17 protein-coding genes are annotated in these 22,073 nt (G+C 42.5%); 15 read left to right on the top strand and 2 right to left on the bottom strand.

Annotated elements, in window-relative coordinates; genetic code table 11:
• Window positions 1-3: 3 nt before the first annotated feature.
• The 5 genes from J0654_RS05710 (at window position 4) to J0654_RS05690 (ending at window position 8,704) form a co-directional block, all read left to right on the top strand.
• Window positions 4-1,287 carry an anthranilate synthase component I family protein gene (locus J0654_RS05710; RefSeq protein WP_207026692.1) on the top strand — a complete coding sequence of 428 codons (1,284 nt, stop codon included), beginning with the start codon at window positions 4-6 and terminating at the stop codon, window positions 1,285-1,287.
• Between the two features lie 22 nt (window positions 1,288-1,309).
• Window positions 1,310-2,617 carry a tRNA lysidine(34) synthetase TilS gene (gene tilS / locus J0654_RS05705; protein ID WP_207026691.1) on the top strand — a complete coding sequence of 436 codons (1,308 nt, stop codon included), beginning with the start codon at window positions 1,310-1,312 and terminating at the stop codon, window positions 2,615-2,617.
• Window positions 2,614-4,593: a protein-disulfide reductase DsbD family protein gene (locus J0654_RS05700; RefSeq protein ID WP_207026690.1), complete on the top strand. Its 1,980-nt coding sequence runs from the start codon at window positions 2,614-2,616 to the stop codon at window positions 4,591-4,593. Before tilS ends, J0654_RS05700 begins: the two co-directional genes overlap by 4 nt.
• Window positions 4,594-4,674: 81 nt before the next feature.
• On the top strand, window positions 4,675-7,062 hold the full coding sequence (locus J0654_RS05695; RefSeq protein ID WP_207026689.1) for a penicillin acylase family protein: 2,388 nt from the start codon (window positions 4,675-4,677) through the stop codon (window positions 7,060-7,062).
• Between the two features lie 106 nt (window positions 7,063-7,168).
• Window positions 7,169-8,704: a YifB family Mg chelatase-like AAA ATPase gene (locus J0654_RS05690; protein WP_207026688.1), complete on the top strand. Its 1,536-nt coding sequence runs from the start codon at window positions 7,169-7,171 to the stop codon at window positions 8,702-8,704.
• Window positions 8,705-8,706: 2 nt separating this feature from the next.
• On the opposite strand, the gene J0654_RS05685 is transcribed toward J0654_RS05690, so the two are convergent.
• Complete coding sequence (locus J0654_RS05685; RefSeq protein ID WP_207026687.1) at window positions 8,707-10,134, bottom strand: M20 family peptidase; 1,428 nt, start codon at window positions 10,132-10,134, stop codon at window positions 8,707-8,709.
• Window positions 10,135-10,343: 209 nt separating this feature from the next.
• Here J0654_RS05685 and J0654_RS05680 point away from each other — a divergent pair, with 209 nt between their 5' ends.
• On the top strand, window positions 10,344-10,754 hold the full coding sequence (locus J0654_RS05680) for a hypothetical protein (RefSeq protein ID WP_207026686.1): 411 nt from the start codon (window positions 10,344-10,346) through the stop codon (window positions 10,752-10,754).
• Here J0654_RS05680 and J0654_RS05675 read toward each other — a convergent pair.
• The gene (locus J0654_RS05675; RefSeq protein WP_207026685.1) at window positions 10,751-11,194 is read right to left on the bottom strand and encodes a hypothetical protein; all 444 of its coding nucleotides are present in this window, start codon (window positions 11,192-11,194) and stop codon (window positions 10,751-10,753) included. The genes J0654_RS05680 and J0654_RS05675 overlap by 4 nt on opposite strands.
• A gap of 180 nt (window positions 11,195-11,374) precedes the next feature.
• Between J0654_RS05675 and J0654_RS05670 the strand changes: the two genes are divergently transcribed.
• The 9 genes from J0654_RS05670 to ilvA all read left to right on the top strand — a co-directional run bounded on the left by J0654_RS05670 (window position 11,375) and on the right by ilvA (window position 22,066).
• The gene (locus J0654_RS05670; protein ID WP_207026684.1) at window positions 11,375-12,571 is read left to right on the top strand and encodes an Nramp family divalent metal transporter; all 1,197 of its coding nucleotides are present in this window, start codon (window positions 11,375-11,377) and stop codon (window positions 12,569-12,571) included.
• On the top strand, window positions 12,571-13,314 hold the full coding sequence (gene pxpA, locus J0654_RS05665; protein ID WP_207026683.1) for a 5-oxoprolinase subunit PxpA: 744 nt from the start codon (window positions 12,571-12,573) through the stop codon (window positions 13,312-13,314). Before J0654_RS05670 ends, pxpA begins: the two co-directional genes overlap by 1 nt.
• The gene (gene pxpB, locus J0654_RS05660; RefSeq protein ID WP_207026682.1) at window positions 13,311-14,045 is read left to right on the top strand and encodes a 5-oxoprolinase subunit PxpB; all 735 of its coding nucleotides are present in this window, start codon (window positions 13,311-13,313) and stop codon (window positions 14,043-14,045) included. Before pxpA ends, pxpB begins: the two co-directional genes overlap by 4 nt.
• Window positions 14,038-14,877 carry a 5-oxoprolinase subunit C family protein gene (locus J0654_RS05655; protein WP_207026681.1) on the top strand — a complete coding sequence of 280 codons (840 nt, stop codon included), beginning with the start codon at window positions 14,038-14,040 and terminating at the stop codon, window positions 14,875-14,877. Before pxpB ends, J0654_RS05655 begins: the two co-directional genes overlap by 8 nt.
• A 362-nt stretch (window positions 14,878-15,239) precedes the next feature.
• Window positions 15,240-16,916, top strand: a complete 1,677-nt coding sequence (ilvD, locus tag J0654_RS05650; protein ID WP_207026680.1) for a dihydroxy-acid dehydratase — start codon at window positions 15,240-15,242, stop codon at window positions 16,914-16,916.
• A 36-nt stretch (window positions 16,917-16,952) separates the two neighbouring features.
• Window positions 16,953-18,686: a biosynthetic-type acetolactate synthase large subunit gene (gene ilvB / locus J0654_RS05645; RefSeq protein WP_207026679.1), complete on the top strand. Its 1,734-nt coding sequence runs from the start codon at window positions 16,953-16,955 to the stop codon at window positions 18,684-18,686.
• 67 nt (window positions 18,687-18,753) lie between these two features.
• Window positions 18,754-19,281 (top strand): acetolactate synthase small subunit, encoded by a 528-nt coding sequence (ilvN, locus tag J0654_RS05640; protein WP_207026678.1) that lies wholly within the window; start codon window positions 18,754-18,756, stop codon window positions 19,279-19,281.
• 24 nt (window positions 19,282-19,305) lie between these two features.
• A complete protein-coding gene (ilvC, locus tag J0654_RS05635) occupies window positions 19,306-20,781 on the top strand; it encodes a ketol-acid reductoisomerase (RefSeq protein WP_207026677.1) in 1,476 nt (491 codons plus the stop codon).
• A gap of 19 nt (window positions 20,782-20,800) precedes the next feature.
• On the top strand, window positions 20,801-22,066 hold the full coding sequence (ilvA, locus tag J0654_RS05630) for a threonine ammonia-lyase (RefSeq protein WP_207026676.1): 1,266 nt from the start codon (window positions 20,801-20,803) through the stop codon (window positions 22,064-22,066).
• Window positions 22,067-22,073 lie beyond the last annotated feature (7 nt).

Here is a 22,073-nt window from a genome sequence, read left to right as displayed (position 1 = left end):
GTATTGCGAACACAACGTTCCTTTAAGATTGATTCCCTTGCACAAAGTAAAAAGGCTGTTTTTGAATGGTCACGAAATCATCGGCATGCGGTTTGGTTGGATAGTAATTCGCACGTTGATAACTACTCGAGTTTTGAAGCCTGTCTTGCGGTTGGCGCTCCTAAAATATTCAAGGTGGCTGATGAACTCCACACTTTTTTAAAAGAAGAAAACGAATGGCTTTTCGGATACTTTTCATATGATTTTAAAAATGAACTGGAGAATTTGTCTTCCGATAACTTGGATTCTTTGGCCTTTCCGACGATACAGTTTTTTTGCCCGAACAAACTTATCATTGTAGCGGACGGACAACTTCATTTTAAGTATTTGGAAACTTTTGCCGATGAAATTGAAGTTGACCATAATGAAATAATCAAGAGTAAGCCACTTGAACCATCAAACAAAAAGGAGACCTCCATCAACATAAAAATGCGCATTCATAAAGATGCTTATTTTGAAAAAGCCAACCGTTTTTTGGAACACATTCGCAGGGGAGACATTTACGAGGCCAATTTTTGCCAAGAGTTCTATGCAGATGAAGTTGACATTGACCCTTGGGAAACTTATCGTAAACTTAACGGTATATCCGAACCGCCCTTTGCGGCTTTCGGAAGGCTGGAGGACAACTATTTGATATGTGCATCACCCGAAAGGTACCTTAAAAAAATGGGTGAGAAAGTGATTTCCCAGCCCATAAAAGGTACAGCGCGAAGGGGGAATGATGAGTTGGAAGATGAAAAAATCAAAAAAGAACTATCCCAAGATCAAAAGGAACGTTCTGAAAACATTATGATAACGGATCTGGTCCGTAACGATTTATCTAAAAGTGCATTACGGGGCTCTGTTGAGGTCGAAGAACTTTGTGAACCATACACCTTTAAGCAAGTGCATCAGTTGATCTCTACCATAGTTTCAAAAGTTTCGCTGGATAAAAATCCATTGGAATTGATCAAGGAAACCTTTCCGATGGGGAGTATGACGGGCGCTCCAAAAATCTCCGCAATGAAAATCATTGAAGAACAAGAAGAGACTAAACGGGGCCTCTACAGTGGGGCTGTCGGTTATTTTGCTCCAAATGGCGACTTTGATTTCAATGTAGTCATTAGAAGTATTTTGTACAATGCCGCTAAAAAATATGTATCCTTTTCCGTGGGGAGTGCCATTACCTCAAAATCCAATCCAGAAAAGGAATATGCGGAATGTTTGCTTAAGGCCAAAGCTATGCGAACCGTTTTGGAAGAAGGCTAAGGTTTATTCGTAAATTCGCAACATGTTCCCAAAGTTCAAACAGCATATAACCAATGCGATGCCCTTCCTTAAAGGACAAAGGCTTCTATTGGCCTGTAGTGGAGGGGTTGATAGTGTTGTGTTGACCCATTTATGTGTTGCAGAGGGAATGGATGTGGCCTTGGCCCATTGCAATTTTAATCTCCGCGGCGAGGAAAGTGATGGGGACGAGACATTTGTACGAGAGTTGGCCTCAAAATTAAAGTTGGAAGTCTTTGTGAAGCGTTTTGATACCGAGCAATATGCCGAAAAAAAGCGTTTGTCCGTACAGATGGCAGCCAGGGAACTGCGCTATCAATGGTTTGATGAACTTTTACGGAACAAAGGCTTCGATTATGTGTTAACGGCCCACCATGCTGATGATAGCTTGGAAACGTTCCTGATCAATTTGTCCCGTGGTACTGGCATCGAAGGATTATCTGGAATTCCTGAAGTGAACAAAAAAGTAGTCCGACCCTTGTTGCCTTTTTCCCGGGGCGAGATTTTGGGGTATGCCCAATCAGAAAACCACCATTGGCGCGAGGATAGCAGTAATGTCAGCACCAAATACCTTCGCAACAAGATTCGTCACAATATTGTGCCTAATTTAAAGGAGTTGCACCCGACCTTTCTGCAAAATTTCCTCCATACACAGCATCATCTGCAACAAACCAATGGCATGGTCAACCAGCATTTACATGAATTGAAGTCCGAATTGTTTTTAGAAGGTGAAGATGTCACCCATATACCGATTGCCGAACTGCAAAAACTGTACCCCTTGGAATCCTATTTGTACGGATTGTTCAAGGATTATGGTTTTACCGAATGGAATGACGTAAAAAACCTGTTGACGGCCATGAGCGGCAAACAGGTGTTTTCCAAAACGCATCAATTGCTCAAGGACAGAGACCATCTTATACTATCTGAAATAAAAAATAGGGTCAATGAGACTTATACTGTCTATTTGAATGTGGACACTTCCGAATTGCCCGTTAGTTTAAAACTGGAAGAGATTGAAACCGTCGAAAAACAGGGTAAAAATGTCGTATTTTTGGATAAGGAAAAGTTAAACTTTCCTTTAGCGTTAAGGAAATGGGAAAAAGGCGACTATTTTTACCCCTTTGGAATGCAAGGGAAGAAAAAGTTGTCCAAGTTTTTCAAGGATGAAAAAATGAATCTTGTTTCCAAAGAAAAACAATGGCTGCTCTGCTCAGGAGATGATATTGTCTGGGTAGTGGGCAAAAGAGCCGACGAACGATTTAGGGTTGAGGATTCAACCGAAGGAATTATAAAGATTACATTAGTTCAATGAGATTTTTAATACTCTTTTTAGGATTATTTTTTGTCAATACAACCATATTCGCCCAAACGGATGAGAACCCTGCAGTTTGGAGTCACGAAGTTCATAAACTGTCCGATACCGAATACGAACTGGTGTTCAAGGCTAAAATTATGGACGGTTGGCATATCTACTCACAATACACTGCCGAAGGTGGTTCGCTTCCAAGTGAGTTTACCTATGAACAAGCTGGTGTGGATTACGAACTCATTGGGAAAACGGAGGAAAGCGAGACCATAAAAGAGTACAGTGAAATCTTTGAGGTGGAGGAAACCTTTTTTAAAGAAGAGGCCATTTTCACCCAGAAAATTAAGTTGTTGGATCCTGCGGTCAACCAGATTTCAGTGAACCTCTTTTATCAAATTTGTAAAGAGGTTTGTCTTCCCGTTGATGAGTATTTTCAAATTTCGTTGGATGGAAGCGGGTTTGTTTCCGAGGAAGCTTCTTTGGATGAACGAAGCGTAGCACTGGGAGAATCCCTCAAAGTGGATTTAAAGAACAAACAACTGCTCAACCAAGGTGGAGTCACGGATTCCGAAGGAAAATCCAATCTATGGGTAATCTTCGGACTGGGCTTTATAGGCGGATTGATTGCCTTATTGACCCCCTGTGTTTTTCCGATGATCCCTTTGACCGTTTCATTTTTTACGAAGCAAACACAAAATAAATCAAAGGGTATCGGTAATGCCTTACTCTATGGTTTCTTTATTGTCTTGATTTATTTCTTGTTGAGTTTGCCTTTCCATTTGTTCAACTCGGTGGATTCGCAAATATTGAACACCATTGCCACGAACATTTGGCTTAATGTGTTCTTTTTTGTCATTTTTGTATTCTTTGCCTTTTCGTTTTTCGGATATTACGAATTGACGCTGCCCAGCTCTTGGGCAAACAAGATGGATTCGGCCTCATCCAAAGTAGGCGGAGGACTCGGTATCTTTTTTATGGCGTTGACCTTGGCCATTGTGTCTTTTTCCTGTACGGGACCTATTTTGGGAGGACTTTTGGGAAGTACCACATTGGCAGAGGGTAATGTGGCTACCAATTTAACTTCGGGAATGGTTGGTTTTGGTTTGGCTTTGGCCTTGCCATTTGCCTTATTCGCCATGTTTCCGGCTTGGTTGAATTCCTTGCCAAAATCTGGCGGTTGGATGACCACCGTAAAAGTAGTGCTCGGCTTTTTGGAGCTTGCTCTTGCATTCAAGTTCCTATCCAATGCCGATTTAGTGGGGAACTGGGGCATTTTTAAACGTGAAATCTTTGTGGGGATTTGGGTAGTGCTCTTTATTTTAATGACGCTTTACCTTTTTGGAATCTTTAGATTTCCGCATGATGGACCTCGAAAAAATCTTTCTCCAGCAAGAAAAATAACGGGATTGTTGAGCTTTGCCTTCACCCTGTATTTGATTCTTGGGCTATTCAACATCAGTAATTTAAAGCTGTTGAGCGGTTTTCCACCACCAAGTTTTTATAGTGTTGTGGAAACAGAAAGTGATTGTCCGTTAGGATTGGATTGTTATAAGGATTTTGAAGAAGGGGTGGCACATGCACAAGAAGTGAACAAGCCCATTCTGCTCGATTTTACGGGTTGGGCCTGTGTGAATTGTAGAAAAATGGAAGAGAACGTATGGAGCGATGCAAAGGTATACCCCATCCTCAAAGAGGATTATGTGTTGATTTCCCTTTATGTGGATGATAGAAAAGAACTTCCCGAATCCGAACAGTTCGATTTTAAATATGATTCTGGCCGGATAAAATCCATAGAGACCATTGGTCAGAAATGGGGAACGTTCCAAACAATCAATTTCAACGCTGCATCACAGCCCTATTATGTTCTATTGTCCCCACAGTTGGAAATTCTTAATGAGGCTGTGCAATACGTTGACGTTGAAACCTATGAGGAGTGGTTGAAATCCGGCTTGGAAAAACACCATCTTTCCATGAACAAATAATTGACATTTGTCAAGATATTTTTTCAGTCATCCGAAAAAATAGTTATACCTTAGGATGGACTAATTAACTTGACCCCATCTGTGAAAAAGTACAAAAAGATTCTCCTTGTTCTTGCAGGATTTATTTTACTTGTTGCTATTGGCATTGCTATATTTATCAATAGCCTAAAACCCGATTATGGCGGCAAAAAATCCCTGCCAGGCATTTCCGAAGAAGTAACCACTTATTTTGACCCCTATGGGATTCCCCACATTTATGCTGAAAATGAAATCGATGCAGTAAAGGCATTGGGCTATGTTCATGCGCAGGATAGGCTGTGGCAAATGGAGCTGTTGCGAAGGGTTGCAAAAGGAAGACTTTCCGAAGTTTTTGGCAAAGACATGGTGAAGACCGACAAGTTTTTCCTTTCGCTGGGAATAGACGATCATACAAAGGAAACCATTTCCAGCCTTGACGATCAAAGTGAAGCCATACTGCTTTCCCAAGCCTACCTGCAAGGTGTCAATGAGTTTATAAAGAATGGACCTACACCTGTCGAATTTTATTTGACAGGGATTGAAAAGGAGCCATTTACTATTGAAGATGTCTACAATGCAGTGGGTTATATGGCCTTTAGTTTTGCCATGGCCCACAAGACCGATCCTTTATTGACCAGTCTTCACAATAAATTGGGTGAAGAATATTTAAGTGGTTTGGCTATAAGTTCAGATACTTCCACAGTGTGGATCAAAAACTACAAGGGAGTGGATACGGATACTTTGGGAGCCAATATTACGGCAAGTGTTACCGCTGCTCTGGACAAACTCCCCGTTCCCCAATTTGAAGGCAGCAACAGTTGGGTAGTTGCACCACAGAAAACCAAAAATGGCAAGGTGATTTTAGCCAACGATCCCCATATTGGATTTGCTCAACCATCGGTTTGGTACGAAGCCCATGTGAGCACACCTACCTACGAAAAATATGGTTATCATCTCGCAGGAGTACCTTTCCCTTTATTGGGGCATGATAGGAACTTGGCCTATGGCCTTACCATGTTCGAGAACGATGATATTGATTTTTATTATGAGGAAACCAATCCATCTGACAGTACACAATACAAAACTGTTGATGGTTGGGGGAATTATGAATTTGTAAACAAAACCATCAAAGTAAAAGATGGCGATGATGTTACGTTTACGTATAAGAAAACGCATCATGGTCCGGTTTTAAACAATATTGCGGATCAAATTTCTGGCGAACGCCCTGTAGCTATGTCTTGGATGTATACCAAACCCAAGAATATGATAATGCACGCATTATATGGGTTGAGCCATGCCACCAACATGGAAGAGTTTAAAGGCGCACTGCCCAATATTCATGCGCCCGGCCTTAATGTAATGTATGGTGATGCCGAAGGGAATGTGGCATGGTGGGCCACTGCCAAACTTTATGAAATGCCCGATAGTCTATCCACTAAGTTTATTCTGGACGGGGCATCAGGGAACGAGGAACCATTACGTTTTCTCGATTTTTCGGAAAACCCTATGGCGGAGAACCCTCCGTGGAACTATGTGTATTCAGCAAACAATCAACCCGATTCCATAGCAGGAATGTTGTATCCGGGGTACTATTTGCCCGAAAATAGGGCAAAGCGAATAGTTTCATTGCTGGATTCCAAGGATGATTGGGACAAAGAGGCCATATCTAAAATGATACTGGATGTGACTTCTCCAGTCAATACAGAGGTGGTTTCTGAATTGATAAAGCTTTTCGACGTAACCCATTTTACAAGTGAACAACTGGTTTTGTTGGATTCCTTAAAGAATTGGAACGGTAAATATTCGCTAAATACGACCAGCCCGGTTATTTATCACAGAACATTGTATTATATAGTCAAGAACACCATGGAGGATGAGATGGGTCCAGAAATGTTCAAGCAATTCTTGTCCACTCACCTGTTTAAAAGACAAATTGCATGGGGAGCGAACATGGAAAACGGAAAATGGTGGGATAATGTAAATACTCCCGATGTAGTGGAAACCAGGGAAGATATTGTGCTGATGTCCTTTAAACAAACATGGGAGTCCTTGGTAAAAGATTTTGGCGAGGATACTAGCCAGTGGACTTGGGATAAGGTTCATACTTTGGAGCACCAACATCCTTTTGGTCAAGTAGAATCACTCCGTAAATACTTTAATGTTGGTCCTTTCCCGGTAGAAGGCACCCGTGAGGTGATCAACAATCTTGCTTTTCCTTATGACGGCACCGGTTTTTACAAAGTGAATTCTGGTCCATCAACTCGCAGAATCATCGACTTTTCAGATATAGAAAACAGCATTAGTATATTACCCACAGGGCAGTCGGGCAACCCTTTAAGTAAACATTACGATGATCAAGCCGAAATGTATGTCAAGGGTGAGTTCCGCAAAATGATGATGAACAAAGAGGAAATAGAGGAGAAAGCGGAATCCGTTTTAATATTCCGTTAATCCAGAAGATACTTTCATCAATTCAAATCGGGGTATTCATCAAAATGAAATTCTTTTTGAGATTGGATTGGCTATTTTTTCAGTCATATTCAATTAGAAACTCCATATGCTCATTAAAGTTTACGGAAGTGCTGTATTTGGCATTGAGGCAACCACTATTGTTGTCGAGGTGAATGTAGACAAAGGTATTGGGTATCATTTGGTAGGATTGCCCGATAATGCGATTAAAGAGAGCAATTATCGTATTGCGGCCGCTCTCCAAAATAATGATTATCGAATTCCAGGAAAAAAAATCACCATAAACATGGCGCCTGCCGATTTAAGAAAGGAAGGTTCAGCTTATGATCTTACCTTGGCCATTGGTATTTTGGCCGCATCCAACCAGATTCGTTCAGATAACATTGATAAATACCTAATAATGGGAGAACTTTCCTTGGATGGAAGCCTGCAACCGATCAAAGGTGCCCTTCCAATTGCCATAAAAGCAAAAGAAGAAGGTTTTGAGGGATTTGTTCTTCCAAAATTAAATGCCAGTGAAGCTGCTATTGTCGATGGTTTAAAAGTTTATGGAGTCGACAATATTAAAGAGGTGATCGATTTTTTTGATGCAGAGGTTCCGTTGGAACAAACCTATGTGGATACTCGACAGGAATTTTACGAACACCTACAGTTTCCAGAGTTTGATTTTGCTGATGTAAAAGGGCAGGAAAGTATAAAGCGATGCATGGAAATTGCCGCTGCAGGCGGGCATAATATTATTTTGATCGGTCCGCCCGGTGCGGGTAAAACAATGTTGGCAAAGCGCCTGCCATCCATTTTACCCCCGATGACTCTTCAAGAGGCCTTGGAAACCACCAAAATACATAGTGTCGTTGGTAAGGTCAAAAATAATGGGTTGATGAGTCAGCGGCCTTTTAGAAACCCCCATCATACCATTAGTAGCGCCGCTTTGGTAGGTGGGGGCAGTTATCCTCAGCCTGGTGAAATATCACTTTCCCATAACGGAGTGCTTTTTCTGGATGAACTCCCGGAATTCGAGCGTAGGGTATTGGAAGTGATGCGACAACCAATGGAAGATAGGGAAGTGACCATAGCCCGGGCTCAGTTTACGGTAACCTATCCCAGCAGTTTTATGCTGGTAGCCAGTATGAACCCGAGTCCTGGAGGCTATTTTAACGACCCCGATGCACCTGTAACTTCTTCACCTGCTGAAATGCAACGTTATTTAAGCAAAATATCGGGTCCTTTGCTGGATAGGATAGACATTCATATAGAGGTTACACCTGTTCCTTTTGATAAACTATCGGATGAACGGAAAGGAGAGGGCAGCATTGTTATCAGGAAAAGGGTAGAGGTGGCACGAGAAATCCAAACCCGAAGATTTGAAGGAATGGAAGGCATACATTACAACGCCCAAATGGGAACAAAACAAATACGTAAGTTTTGTGAGTTGAACGCGTCTTCCAAAAATCTATTAAAAGATGCAATGCAACGATTAAACCTTTCAGCCAGGGCCTACGATAGAATTTTAAAAGTAGCCAGAACCATTGCCGATTTGGAACAATCCGAACAAGTCGAACAAAATCACATTTCCGAAGCCATACAATACCGAAGTTTGGATCGGGAAGGTTGGTTGGGTTAACTTTAATTAAATCTTTTGATCAAATTATAGGTGAAAATTATCATTTCCTTGTAATTGTCCTTGCCGATTTTTTCATCTATCCCATGGAAACGTGTCATGCTATCGGGACCTAATCGAATAGGGTAGAATCGGTATACGTCGTCAGAAACACCATAAAAATACCGAGCATCTGTTCCACCTCCTATCAAACCCGGAACCACAACAGCTTCCGGAAAAACGGAACGAATGGTTTTTTCAAGATTTTTAAAGGCATCCGAATCTATACCGGACACAGGGGACGGATTAGTGGCAAAACCGGCCAGCTCCACTTTGACCTTATCCCCGACAACTTCAATAATATGTTCCTTGACCGATGCAATGGTCTCACCGGGCAAAATCCTGAAATTGATGGTTGCTTTTCCGACAGTAGGAATAACATTGTCCTTTACACCGCCCTCAATTATCGTGGGGGCCGTGGTGGTATGCGCATTTAACGCTTTGAGCACGGGTCCTTTGAACAACCACGGATTGGCAAATGCCATTTTTTTTAAAAAAGGCATTTCAGCACCCATATATTCAAATTGATAATCAATGGGTTTTACCAACTTATAAGGAAGTTGATTGCCTTCCAGATCCACGATTGCCTGTGCCAACATGCCAAGGGTATTATCCTCAGGAGGAGCAGAGCTATGTCCTCCGGAGGTTTCAACAACAAGGTTAAAGGATGCATAACCCTTTTCTGCCAAGTTCACCATCGCTACGGTTTTGTCAAAATCCGGAACCATATGTTGCGCAAGGAATCCACCTTCGTCCAAAGTCATGGCAGCATGCACATCTTTTTTTTCCAAATGGGCAGCTATTGCTTTGGCTCCATGTTCCCCGCCCAGTTCTTCATCATGTCCAAAGGCAAGATAGATGGTTTGTTTTGGAGTAAATGACTCTTCCAGTAACACTTCCACAGATTCCATAAGTGCCATTAGGGAACTTTTGTCGTCCATTGTTCCGCGTCCAATAATATGACTATCGGTAATTGCCCCCTCAAATGGTCCCGCTTCCCAATCATCTAGGGTGGGCTGATCCACTGGTACCACATCTTGATGGGAAAGCAGAATAATTGGTTTTTTGGATGCATCACTCCCTTTCCAAGTATAGAGCAGACTATAATCATTAATTTTTTCCAATGTCAGGTTTTGATGAATCAGCGGGAAAGATTCTTCCAAAAATTGATGAAACCCATTAAAGGCAGTGGAATCAGGTATGGCGTCTTCACTAAAGGAAATAGTTTTGTACTGCACAGCTTTCGAGAGGTTTTCGAACGCATTATCAGGAAAACTCATAGCTTCCAAAGCTTCAGGCTCGACTTGTTTTGAGCTAAGGGACAAGGTGTTGAAAATCAATACTGCAGCAACAATTACGAATAGGCCTAGAACGGCAATGAGAATTTTTTTCATGGTTGGTTTGGTTGATTGCCCCAAATTAGATAAAAATTGGTAGGTAATCAATCAGAAAAAAATAATTTAATTCATTGTTCTTGAATAATTTCTCAATAAAAGCGACTTTAATGACAACAAGTTCATCGATAACGTTAAATATTATTTAATGAGCTGTAATCAAGTGGTTTAAGACGTAATTTTGCACGGTTTTAGAAAATTTGGAGAACATGCAGTTTGTGGAGTTGAACCCAGTAGGCAATTTTGACCCTTGGGAGCAGGAGAGGATTGATGAGTTGCTACATCATGAAATTAAAGAGTCGTTGAGCAACCGATTGGTTTTTGAAAATGAAGCTATGAAGCTCTGGGACCTTCGTCTTTTTCCTGGAGAACGACTTTCTTTTAGGAGGCACAATACCAATTATGGGTGGATATGCACCACGGGTGGACTGGTGATCACCCGGTATGGAAATGGAAAAATCGATATGGTAAAGCTCAATCAGGGCGATACCGAATATTTTGAAAATAGTGGTAAAAACCATATCAACGATTTGGAGAATATTGGCGAAGAAATTGTCGTTATCAATATTTTGGAATACAAACAGACCAAAAAAGAAAACATCGCACAGTTCTGGAACTAAATGGCCTTGATATTTGCTTTTAGCCCAGAGATGATTCCCAAAATATTTTCCACGGTCTCATCCAGGTAATATTTAATGGCCAAGTGTGGTATTCTAATGGTCGTAAACCCGTTTTTGAAGGAGTGCATGGCATCTTCGAGATCGTTTATGGCCTGCTCATGGGTGATCATATTGTAATTTTCGTCAATCTCGATATTGAGCTTAACTCTAGAAATTGCAATATCCACGGATTTTTTACCATCCCACCATTCCAGCATCGGGTAGACTCCAGCATCTTTCAGTGCATAAAATAAGTGAATGGCATCAATTGGGGTATTGTTGTCCAGGATTACCTTTTTAATCAGGCGTGTGTGTCGTTCGCAAAGCGCTACACCTAAAGACTCTTTTGAGTCCTTAAACTGTTGAGGGTCAATGTCTTTGCCGCAATCCTTACATGTCATAAGTTTTGTCAGGTTTAAGTCTAAGTATGATTTGGGACTATTATAACTTTGAGATTTTTGAAATCGTATAAAAATTCGACGTACTGCATTTCACTTTTAGACGAAATACACTTTTTCGGATGAAATGCATGATTTGTCCATTTATCCTTTTAATTTAAGCGCACCAAAACCAAAGAATCCATGTTTAAAAAAATAGGACCTGGTGTTCTTGTCGCAGCAGCTTTCGTAGGACCCGGAACCATAACCATGTGTACCTTGGCAGGTGTGCGTTTCGATTATGCCTTAATTTGGGCTTTGTTGGTTTCCATTATCGCAACTATGGTATTGCAGGGCATGGCCGGGAGAATTGGGCTTATCACACAAAGTGGGCTTGTGGATGTGGTGCGCACCGAACTTAAGACCCCATGGGTCAGAAATCTTGTAATTGCCATAGTTTTAGGTGCTATTTTGGTCGGTAACGCTGCTTACGAAGCTGGTAATATTGGAGGTGCTACGCTGGGGCTTGAACAATTGTTGCCGCAACCCGGGTTAAGACCTTTTTTGCCCGCAATTATTGGAAGTATAATATTCATGTTGTTGTGGTTCAGTAGCTATAAGGTATTGGAAAAAATATTCGTTGGTCTGGTCGGTATCATGGGTGTCAGTTTTGTTCTTTGCGCCATTATCACACAACCTTCCATTACGGAAATTTTAAAAGGAATGTTTATTCCCAGATTGCCCGAAAACGGATTGCTTACCGTGATTGCTCTGGTGGGGACAACCGTGGTGCCCTATAATCTTTTTTTACACGCTTCATTGGTAAAGGAAAAATGGAATTCCAAAAGTGATTTAAAAGCGGTGAATTGGGATACCCTTATTTCCATTGGATTGGGAGGATTGGTTTCCATGGCCATATTGATCACTGCTTCTGCCGCACCTATTTCGGAAATAAACAATGCTTTGGATATGGCCAAAGCATTGGAGCCCTTGTTTGGCAGCATAGCGTTCCTTTTTATGGCCATAGGGCTTTTGGCAGCGGGCATTACATCGGCCATTACCGCTCCCTTGGCCGCAGCTTACGTGGCTAGTAGTTGTTTTGGCTGGGAAGGTGGCATGCAGAATAGAAAATTTAAAATAGTATGGACCATTGTTCTTTTATGCGGCGTGGTTTTTCTTTCTTTTGATATAAAACCTATCGAGGTGATTCAATTTGCACAAGTGGCCAATGGTATATTGCTTCCGGTGATGGCTTTGTTGTTATTATGGGTGGTGAACAAGAAATCGGTAATGGGCGAAAATAAGAACACTTTGGTTCAGAATGCATTTGGGGTGGCCATTGTGGCTTTTGCGATATTCCTCGGTGCAAAAAGTATATTTAAGGTAATTGGATTGTTTTGATGCATAAGTTCAAGATAGATATTAATTGTGATGTTGGCGAAGGGGTTGGCAATGAGGCCGACATTTTCCCTTTTATAAGCTCATGCAATATTGCTTGTGGCGGACATGCAGGCGATAAGAAAACCATGTTGAAGGTAGCTTCACTTGCTAAGCAGCATAACATTAAAGTAGGTTCGCACCCTTCATACCCCGATAAAGCCAATTTTGGCAGGGAAGTGATGGATATTTCAAACCAAGATTTAATACAAAGTATTAAGCGGCAATTATCGGATTTTGACGAGGTCTTGGAGCAGGAAGGAATCCCATTGCACCACATAAAGGCTCATGGGGCACTGTACAACAAAACGGCAAAGGACGAAAATCTGGCAAAAGTGTATCTGGACGCCATCAAAGATTATAAAGAAAGGGCCATGCTCTATGTGCCTTTTAATTCAGTGATCGCAAGAATAGCAGAAGAGTGCGGATTTAAAATTTGGTTCGAGGCCTTTGCGGACAGAAATTACAATTCCGACCTGTCCCTTGTTTCCAGAAAAGAAGATAACGCACTCATCGAAGCCCCCGAAGCCGTTTTAAAACACATAATACCGATCATTAAAAACAAAGAGGTTTTAGCTTTGAATGGCGAATCGTGCAAAATTCAAGCAGATACGCTTTGTATACATGGCGATACGGTTTCTGCCTTAAAAATATTAACGTATCTTTCTAAAGAATTACCCAAGAATCAGGTAGAAATACAAAAGTGAAAAGTTACCCCATCAGTATCAAACCATTTGGAGAACGAGCTGTTTTAGTAGAATGGCCAGAAAAAGTGAGTGAATCCATTTTGGCGGACATCCTCGATTTTATGGACGCTTTCAAGGAGCTGGAAATTCCGGGTTGGGAAATGTCCGTGGCCTATAATTCCTTGACGATGGTCTATAACAAAGACCATATTGATTTTGAGGAGACCAAAAACATGATTCTGGAATGCCAAGAAAAGCAGGCTAAATCCAAAACGGAACGCGTACAACATTTATGGACATTGCCTGTGTGTTACGATCTTGAATTTGGTATGGATATCGAAGAGACTGCCAAAACATTGGGTCTATCGGTCGAAGAACTTATTAAACAGCATACATCGCATCAATATGTGGTGTACGGCATCGGTTTTTTACCTGGCTTTATGTATTTGGGCGGACTCCCACCTTCTTTGGAGATTCCCCGTAGAGCCGAACCAAGGTTGAAAGTCCAGAAAGGTTCAGTGGGTTTGGCCAGTAAGCAAACGGGCATATATCCGCAGGATTCACCAGGTGGTTGGAACATAATCGGCAATTGCCCAGTTGATTTGTTCGATCCCGATAAAGAGGATCCTTGTTTTGTGAAAGTCGGGGACAAGATACAGTTTGAAAGTATTTCCAAAGCCGAGTATGAACTTCATAAAATTGAAGGCGAAGTAGGTATTTACGAACCCGAAAAAGTTGTACTGAATGCTTAAGGTGTTGAAAGCTGGCCTTTATTTGAGTATCCAGGACCTTGGAAGGTTCGGCCATCGGGACATTGGCGTGCCCATTGCCGGTGCCATGGATGTGGAATCGGTGAAAAAGGCCAATCTTTTGTTGGAAAATGATGAGAACGATGCGGTACTGGAAATTACCATGACAGGTCCTACGCTTCAATTTGATACTGATACCTATATTAGTCTGTCAGGAGCACATATCGTTGCTACACTGAACAATGAACCCGTGGATAATTACACCGTGATCAAGATTGGTAAGGGGGATATTCTCTCCTATGGCCGTCTTGAGAAAGGTTTTAGGGGATATTTAGCTGTTAAAGGTGGTTTTCAATCCAAAAAGGTACTCGATAGCCGTTCGCAGTTTTATCCCGTAACCCAAGCGGCGCGACTTAAAGATGGGGATGAGGTGCCTTATGAAGAGACAACGGATTACACCCCTAAAATTACCGAAGTAAAAATTGAAGAGCATTTTGAAAATACCACTTTAAAAGTATATAAAGGGCCTGAGTTTTCAATGTTGTCCGACGCTCAGCTCACGGAAATATTTGCAAGGCCCTACACCGTTTCCAAGGAAAATAACCGAATGGCCTACCAACTTTCCGAGTTGATTACAGGACATTCCCATTCCATGTTGACATCGGGAACATTACCAGGAACTATCCAACTCACCCCTGCAGGTCGAATGATCATTTTAATGAAGGATGGCCAAACCACTGGTGGCTACCCAAGAATACTTCAACTAAGCGAGGAATCCATTTCGGTACTGGCCCAGAAAAAGTACGGGGATGAGCTGAAATTTAAACTGGTCTGAGAAATATACCTTAGTTGTCAACCCTAAATTCATAATATTTTTTCGTACCATTGATGTATGAAAGTAAATCAACAAGTCATTATCGAAGTAACTATTATCCCAAAAATGGGATGATACGGACTTTCTATTGACTGAAAAAGGCCTGTATCCCATACGATACGGGCCTTTTTCATTACAATAAAATTAATTGAATGTTGGAATTTTAATCAATCTAAAAACCTGAAATACAGTAATTTATGTTTATTATGTTTCCAGTGGATTTAAACAGCCAACAACTGTTAAAAATCTAGGGCTTTTTAAACATTTATCTTTGAATTGCGGTATATATTCAGAAGAATACTGTATTTGAATGAAATTTGACAATGGAATTGAACAAGTTTAGTAAGAAAGTAACTCAAGATCCAACGCTGCCAGCCGCTCAGGCCATGTTGCATGCGATTGGACTAACAGACGAAGATCTACAAAAACCTTTAATAGGAATAGCGAGCACCGGTTACGAGGGCAACCCCTGCAACATGCACCTAAATGATTTGGCCCTCGAGGTAAAAAAGGGAGTGGAGTCCTCCAATTTGGTGGGGCTTATCTTCAATACCATTGGGGTGAGTGACGGAATTTCCAACGGAACCCCGGGGATGCGATATTCTTTGCCGTCAAGGGATATTATTGCGGATTCCATTGAAACCGTAATCCATGCGATGAGTTACGATGGTTTGGTAACGGTAGTGGGCTGCGATAAAAATATGCCGGGTGCCCTAATGGCCCAATTACGATTGAACAGACCTTCCATTTTGGTTTATGGTGGAACCATTGCGCCAGGATGCCACAACAACAAAAAACTCGATATTATCTCAGCTTTTGAAGCTTACGGACAAAAAGTGGCCGGAGCTATTGATGAGAAAGAATATAAAGAAGTCATCCACAAGGCCTGTCCAGGAGCAGGAGCCTGTGGAGGGATGTACACCGCCAATACCATGGCATCCGCCATTGAAGCCATGGGCATGTCCATGCCGTTCAATTCTTCAATTCCTGCAGTGAACGATAAAAAACAAGCAGATTGTGAAGCGTCGGGCGCTGCCTTGTACCATTTACTGAAAGAGGATATCAAGCCAAGGGACATCGTGACCAAAAAGTCCTTGGAAAACGCATTTAGGTTGGTGACCGTGCTTGGTGGGTCAACCAATGCCGTACTTCACTTTATGGCCATAGCACACGCCGCCGAGGTGGACTTTACATTGGAGGATATCACAAGAATTAGTGAATCCACTCCTTTGTTGGCCGATTTAAAGCCAAGTGGAAAGTATTTGATGGAGGACCTTCATAAAGTTGGAGGAGTCCCTGCCGTTTTGAAATATATGTTGAAGGAAGGTATGCTTCACGGTGATTGTATGACCGTTACAGGAAAAACCTTGGCAGAAAACCTGTTGGATGCCCCGGATTTGGCCGAAGGTCAGGACATTATCAGAAAGAAGGACCAACCCATTAAAGATACAGGTCATATTCGTATATTATATGGAAACCTTGCTTCTGAAGGTGCCGTTGCAAAAATCACAGGTAAGGAAGGTCTCGAATTTACAGGGACTGCCCGTGTTTTTGATAGTGAAACAGCTGTTAACGAAGGCATCCATACAGGCAAGGTCCAAAAGGGCGATGTGGTGGTTATCCGTTACGAAGGCCCAAAAGGAGCACCGGGAATGCCCGAAATGTTGAAACCCACTTCCGCCATTATGGGAGCAGGCCTTGGAAAAGACGTAGCCTTGATCACGGATGGAAGGTTCTCTGGTGGTTCCCATGGATTCGTAGTGGGCCATGTTTCCCCCGAAGCACAGGTGGGTGGTGGAATTGCCCTTGTGAAAGATGGTGATGAAATTACCATTGACGCCGTCAAGAACACCATTAATATTAACATATCGGACGAGGAGTTCGAACAACGAAGAAAAGAATGGAAGCAACCCGAACTTAAAGTTAAATCGGGAAGCTTGTACAAATATGCCAAAACGGTATCATCCGCAGCAAAAGGCTGTGTAACCGATTTGTTTTAATTATTATGATAGGGGTATCTCCCTAAATACAGGCTTATGGAGACATTAAAAGCAGAAAAAAAAGATAGTAAAAGTCAAAAAGCGATCAGAATTACTGGTGCAGAGGCGATTATCCATTGTTTGCTCGCCGAAGGCGTGGATTTGATATATGGCTACCCAGGCGGTGCCATTATGCCCGTTTATGACGAATTATATAAGTTTCAAGACAAACTGACCCATATTCTGACGCGTCACGAGCAAGGCGCTACACATGCCGCTCAGGGCTACGCCAGGGTCACGGGTAGAGTAGGGGTTGCCATGGCAACATCTGGGCCTGGTGCCACCAATTTGGTCACGGGAATTGCCGATGCACAGATAGATTCCACGCCAATGGTATGCATTACCGGGCAGGTGACGAGAAGTCTTTTGGGCTCGGACGCCTTTCAGGAAACGGATATTGTAGGTATTTCCACACCAGTGACCAAATGGAACTACCAGATTACCAAAGTCGAAGAGATTCCGGAAATCATGGCGAAGGCATTTTACATTGCCCGGTCAGGAAGACCAGGGCCCGTATTGGTGGATATTACCAAGAACGCGCAGTTTGATGAACTTGACTTTGTATATGAAAAGTGTACCGCTGTACGAAGCTACAAACCCGTTCCTAAACCGCAACCAAGCAGTCTTGAAAAGGCAGCAGAGCTCATCAATAGCGCTAAAAAGCCTTTTATCGTATTTGGTCAAGGGGTGATTTTGGGCGAAGCCGAGGCCGAACTCAAAGCTTTGGTGGAAAAAGCTGGAATCCCTGCAGCATGGACCATTCTTGGCCTTTCTGCCATGGATACCGACCATCCGTTAAATGTGGGTATGGTGGGCATGCATGGGAATTATGGCCCCAATATGTTAACGAACGAATGCGATGTGCTCATTGCCATAGGAATGCGTTTTGATGATCGTGTAACAGGTGATTTGAACACTTATGCTAAACAGGCTAAGATCATTCATTTTGAGATAGACCCTGCAGAAGTCAATAAAAACGTAAAAGTCGATGTTGCTGTTTTGGGCAATGCCAAGGAAACATTGGAACAGATCCTGCCAATGCTCGATAAGAAGGAGCATAAGGAATGGAAGGCCGAGTTCGACAAAATGTACCAAATTGAATACGATACGTTGATCAACAAAGATATTTATCCTACTAAGGAGGGCTTGACCATGGGAGAGGTGATCGAACAGATCAATGTGGCCTCGGGACAAAAAGCCGTGATTGTTTCCGATGTAGGGCAACACCAAATGATCGCATGTCGCTATGCCAAGTTCAAGCAATCCAAGAGCAATATAACCTCAGGAGGCCTGGGAACTATGGGATTTGGGCTTCCAGCCGCCATTGGTGCCAAAATGGGTGCCATGGACCGCGAAGTGGTCGCTATTATTGGAGACGGTGGGTATCAAATGACCATTCAGGAGCTCGGTGTTATTTTTCAACACAATGTACCTGTAAAAATCGTGGTATTGAACAACGATCACCTGGGAATGGTACGCCAATGGCAAGAACTTTTCTTTGACAGACGTTATGCATCCACGGTAATGACCAACCCGGATTTTGTAAAAATCGCGGAAGGATATCATATCAAATCAAGAAGAGTTACGGAAAGAGGAGACCTTCAGGACGCAGTAAAAGAAATGATGGCATCCAAAGACCCCTACTTTTTGGAAGTGAAAGTGGAAAAAGAGGACAACGTATTCCCTATGATACCATCAGGAGCATCCGTTTCAGATATCAGATTAAAATAAAAACACATTAACCCCGATAGAGCAAAATACGCTTTTGCTTTATCAGGGCACAAGCGTATAAAACACTATGGAAAAACAATGGTATACCATCTCGGTGTATTCCGAAAATCATGTGGGGTTGCTCAATAGAATATCAGGGATATTCTTAAAGCGACATATCAATATTGAGAGTTTAAATGTTTCAAAATCAGAGATTGAGGGTGTTTCGAAATTCACGATTGTGGTTTTTACTACCGAGGATTGGACACGAAAAATCGTAGGTCAGATAGAAAAACAAATAGAGGTCATCAAGGCATATTATCATACCGACGATGAAACCATTTATCAAGAATCTGCCTTGTTTAAAATTGCTTCACATTTGTTGTTCGATGAACGCCAGATACAAAACATTATCAAAGAAAGCAATGCACAGATCGTTACCGTGAACCGTGAGTTTTTTGCATTGGCCAAAACGGGGCGTAGGCACGAAATCGACGAAATGCACGATGCATTGGAACCTTACGGTATTATGCAGTTTGTACGTTCGGGCAGGATAACGGTGACCAAGGCAGCAATGCCCATAAGTGAAATATTACAGGAATTTCAAGAAAACTAAATAGCGTAAAATCAAATATTAAAAATGGCAAATTACTTTAACACACTATCACTTCGCGAACAACTGACACAGTTGGGAAAATGTAGATTTATGGATTCCAGCGAGTTCGCTGATGGTGTTACCGCACTAAAAGGAAAGAAAATTGTAATTGTTGGGTGTGGTGCCCAAGGGTTAAACCAAGGGTTGAACATGCGTGACTCTGGATTGGACATTTCGTATGCCCTTCGTCCAGCAGCTATAAAGGAAGAAAGACAATCCTTTAAAAATGCAAAAGAGAACAACTTCGTAGTGGGTACTTATGAGGAATTGATTCCGGATGCTGACTTGGTCATCAACCTTACACCGGATAAACAACACACCAATGTGGTAAGCACAGTAATGCCTTTGATGAAAAAAGGGGCCACCCTATCGTACTCCCATGGTTTCAATATTGTGGAAGAAGGAATGCAGGTGCGTGAGGACCTTACCGTGATCATGGTAGCACCAAAAAGTCCAGGTTCCGAAGTGCGTGAAGAGTACAAAAGAGGATTTGGCGTACCAACCTTGATTGCCGTTCACCCAGAAAATGATCCAGAAGGAAAAGGTTTGGAGCAAGCCAAAGCATATGCTGCAGGAACCGGTGGTGACAAGGCCGGAGTCCTTGAGTCATCATTTGTGGCGGAAGTAAAGTCAGATTTGATGGGAGAGCAGACCATTCTTTGCGGTTTATTGCAAACAGGATCTATTCTTTCCTTCAACAAAATGGTCGAAAAAGGAGTTGATGAAGCATATGCCTCCAAATTGATTCAGTATGGTTGGGAAACTATTACGGAAGGTTTGAAACAAGGAGGGATCACCAATATGATGGACCGTTTGTCCAATCCAGCCAAGATCAAGGCTTTTGATTTGGCAGAAGAGTTGAAAGAAATCATGCGTCCATTGTTCCAAAAGCATATGGACGATATTATGAGCGGACATTTCTCCAAAACCATGATGGAGGACTGGGCCAATGGCGATAAAAACCTGTTGGACTGGAGAGCTGCCACAGGGGAAACTGCTTTTGAAAAAACACCGGCCGGAGATATGGAAATCGCTGAGCAAGAATATTACGACAATGGTGTTTTGATGGTCGCTTTTGTAAAATCCGGTGTGGAATTGGCCTATGAGACCATGACCGAATCCGGGATTATCGGTGAGTCCGCTTACTACGAATCGTTGCACGAGACGCCCTTGATCGCAAACACCATTGCAAGAAAGAAATTGTTCGAAATGAACCGTGTAATCTCTGATACGGCAGAGTACGGCTGTTACTTGTTCGATCATGCTTGTAAGCCACTTTTGACCGATTTTATGAAGAAAGTGGATACGGAGATCATTGGCAAGCACTTTGGTGAAGGTAAGGATACCGGGGTGGACAATGTAAGATTGATCGCAGTGAACAAGGCTATCCGTGAGCACGATGTGGAAGTTGTTGGTGCCAGATTACGTGCATCGATGACCGCAATGAAGCCAATCGGATAATCCAAAAACCATCGGCCCCATGAACGAAACTGTGGAAATCTATTTTCCGCAAATAGCGGATATTTATCAAGCAGCGAAGACCATTGCCCAAGTGGCAGAAGTAACGCCTTTGCAGCAAAGTATCCGCTATTCCAAAACCCATGGGGCCAATATTCTTCTTAAACGGGAAGACCTTCACCGTGTACGTAGCTATAAAATACGTGGGGCATACAACAAAATAAGCTCCCTTGGTCAAAATCAATTGGATAGCGGTGTGGTGTGTGCCAGCGCTGGGAACCATGCGCAGGGCGTTGCCTTTGCCTGTAGCCATTTACAGGTGAAAGGCACTATTTATATGCCCGTAGTGACCCCAAAGCAAAAAATAGACCAGACAAAGATGTTCGGTGGGGAATGGGTCGATGTGGTTCTGGAGGGGGACACCTTCGACGATTCTAAGAAAGCAGCTGAATTGTTCTGCGAGCAAGAAGGCAAAACCTTTGTCCATCCGTTTGATGATGAAAAAACCATTGAGGGCCAAGCAACGGTCGGTTTGGAGATATTGCAACAATCCAACGGGCCCATCGATTATGTTTTTGTGGCTGTTGGTGGCGGTGGATTGGCATCGGGACTTTGCGGTACGTTCCAGGCATTATCGCCCAATACAAAAATAATAGGGGTGGAGCCTGAAGGAGCACCATCCATGCTAAAATCCATTGAGCAGGGGGAGTTGGTGGAACTGGAAAAGATAGATAAGTTTATTGATGGAGCGGCAGTTCAGAAAGTTGGGTCGCTGACCTATCCCATTTGCAAGGAATATCTGTACAAAATGGCAACTGTTCCCGAAGGAAAAGTATGCCAGACCATTTTGGACCTCTATAACAGGGATGCCATTGTAGTGGAGCCCGCAGGTGCCCTGACTATTGCTGCCCTGGACTATTTCAAGGAAGAAATCAAGGGCAAAAATGTGGTTTGTGTGGTAAGTGGAAGCAATAATGACATTACCCGTACCGCCGAAATCAAGGAAAGAGCCTTGCTATACGCCCAATTAAAGCACTATTTTATTGTGAGGTTTCCGCAGCGTCCAGGCGCTTTGAAAGAATTTGTGGTGGATATTTTGGGTCCAAATGATGATATCACACATTTTGAGTATTCAAAAAAATCGAGCAGGGAAAATGCACCTGCCATTGTTGGGGTGGAACTAAAATCGCCCGACGACCTAGAGCCTTTGGTTCAAAGGATGAAGGAAAACAATTTCTTTGGGGATTATCTCAACAATAAACCTGATCTGTTCCAGTATTTGGTGTGATGCCACC

It is taken from the genome of Flagellimonas profundi (assembly GCF_017313275.1).
In the GTDB taxonomy this organism is placed as follows: Bacteria; Bacteroidota; Bacteroidia; order Flavobacteriales; family Flavobacteriaceae; genus Flagellimonas; species Flagellimonas profundi.
Note: the sequence above shows the minus strand (reverse complement) of the source record. Positions and strands in the feature narration are given on the sequence as shown.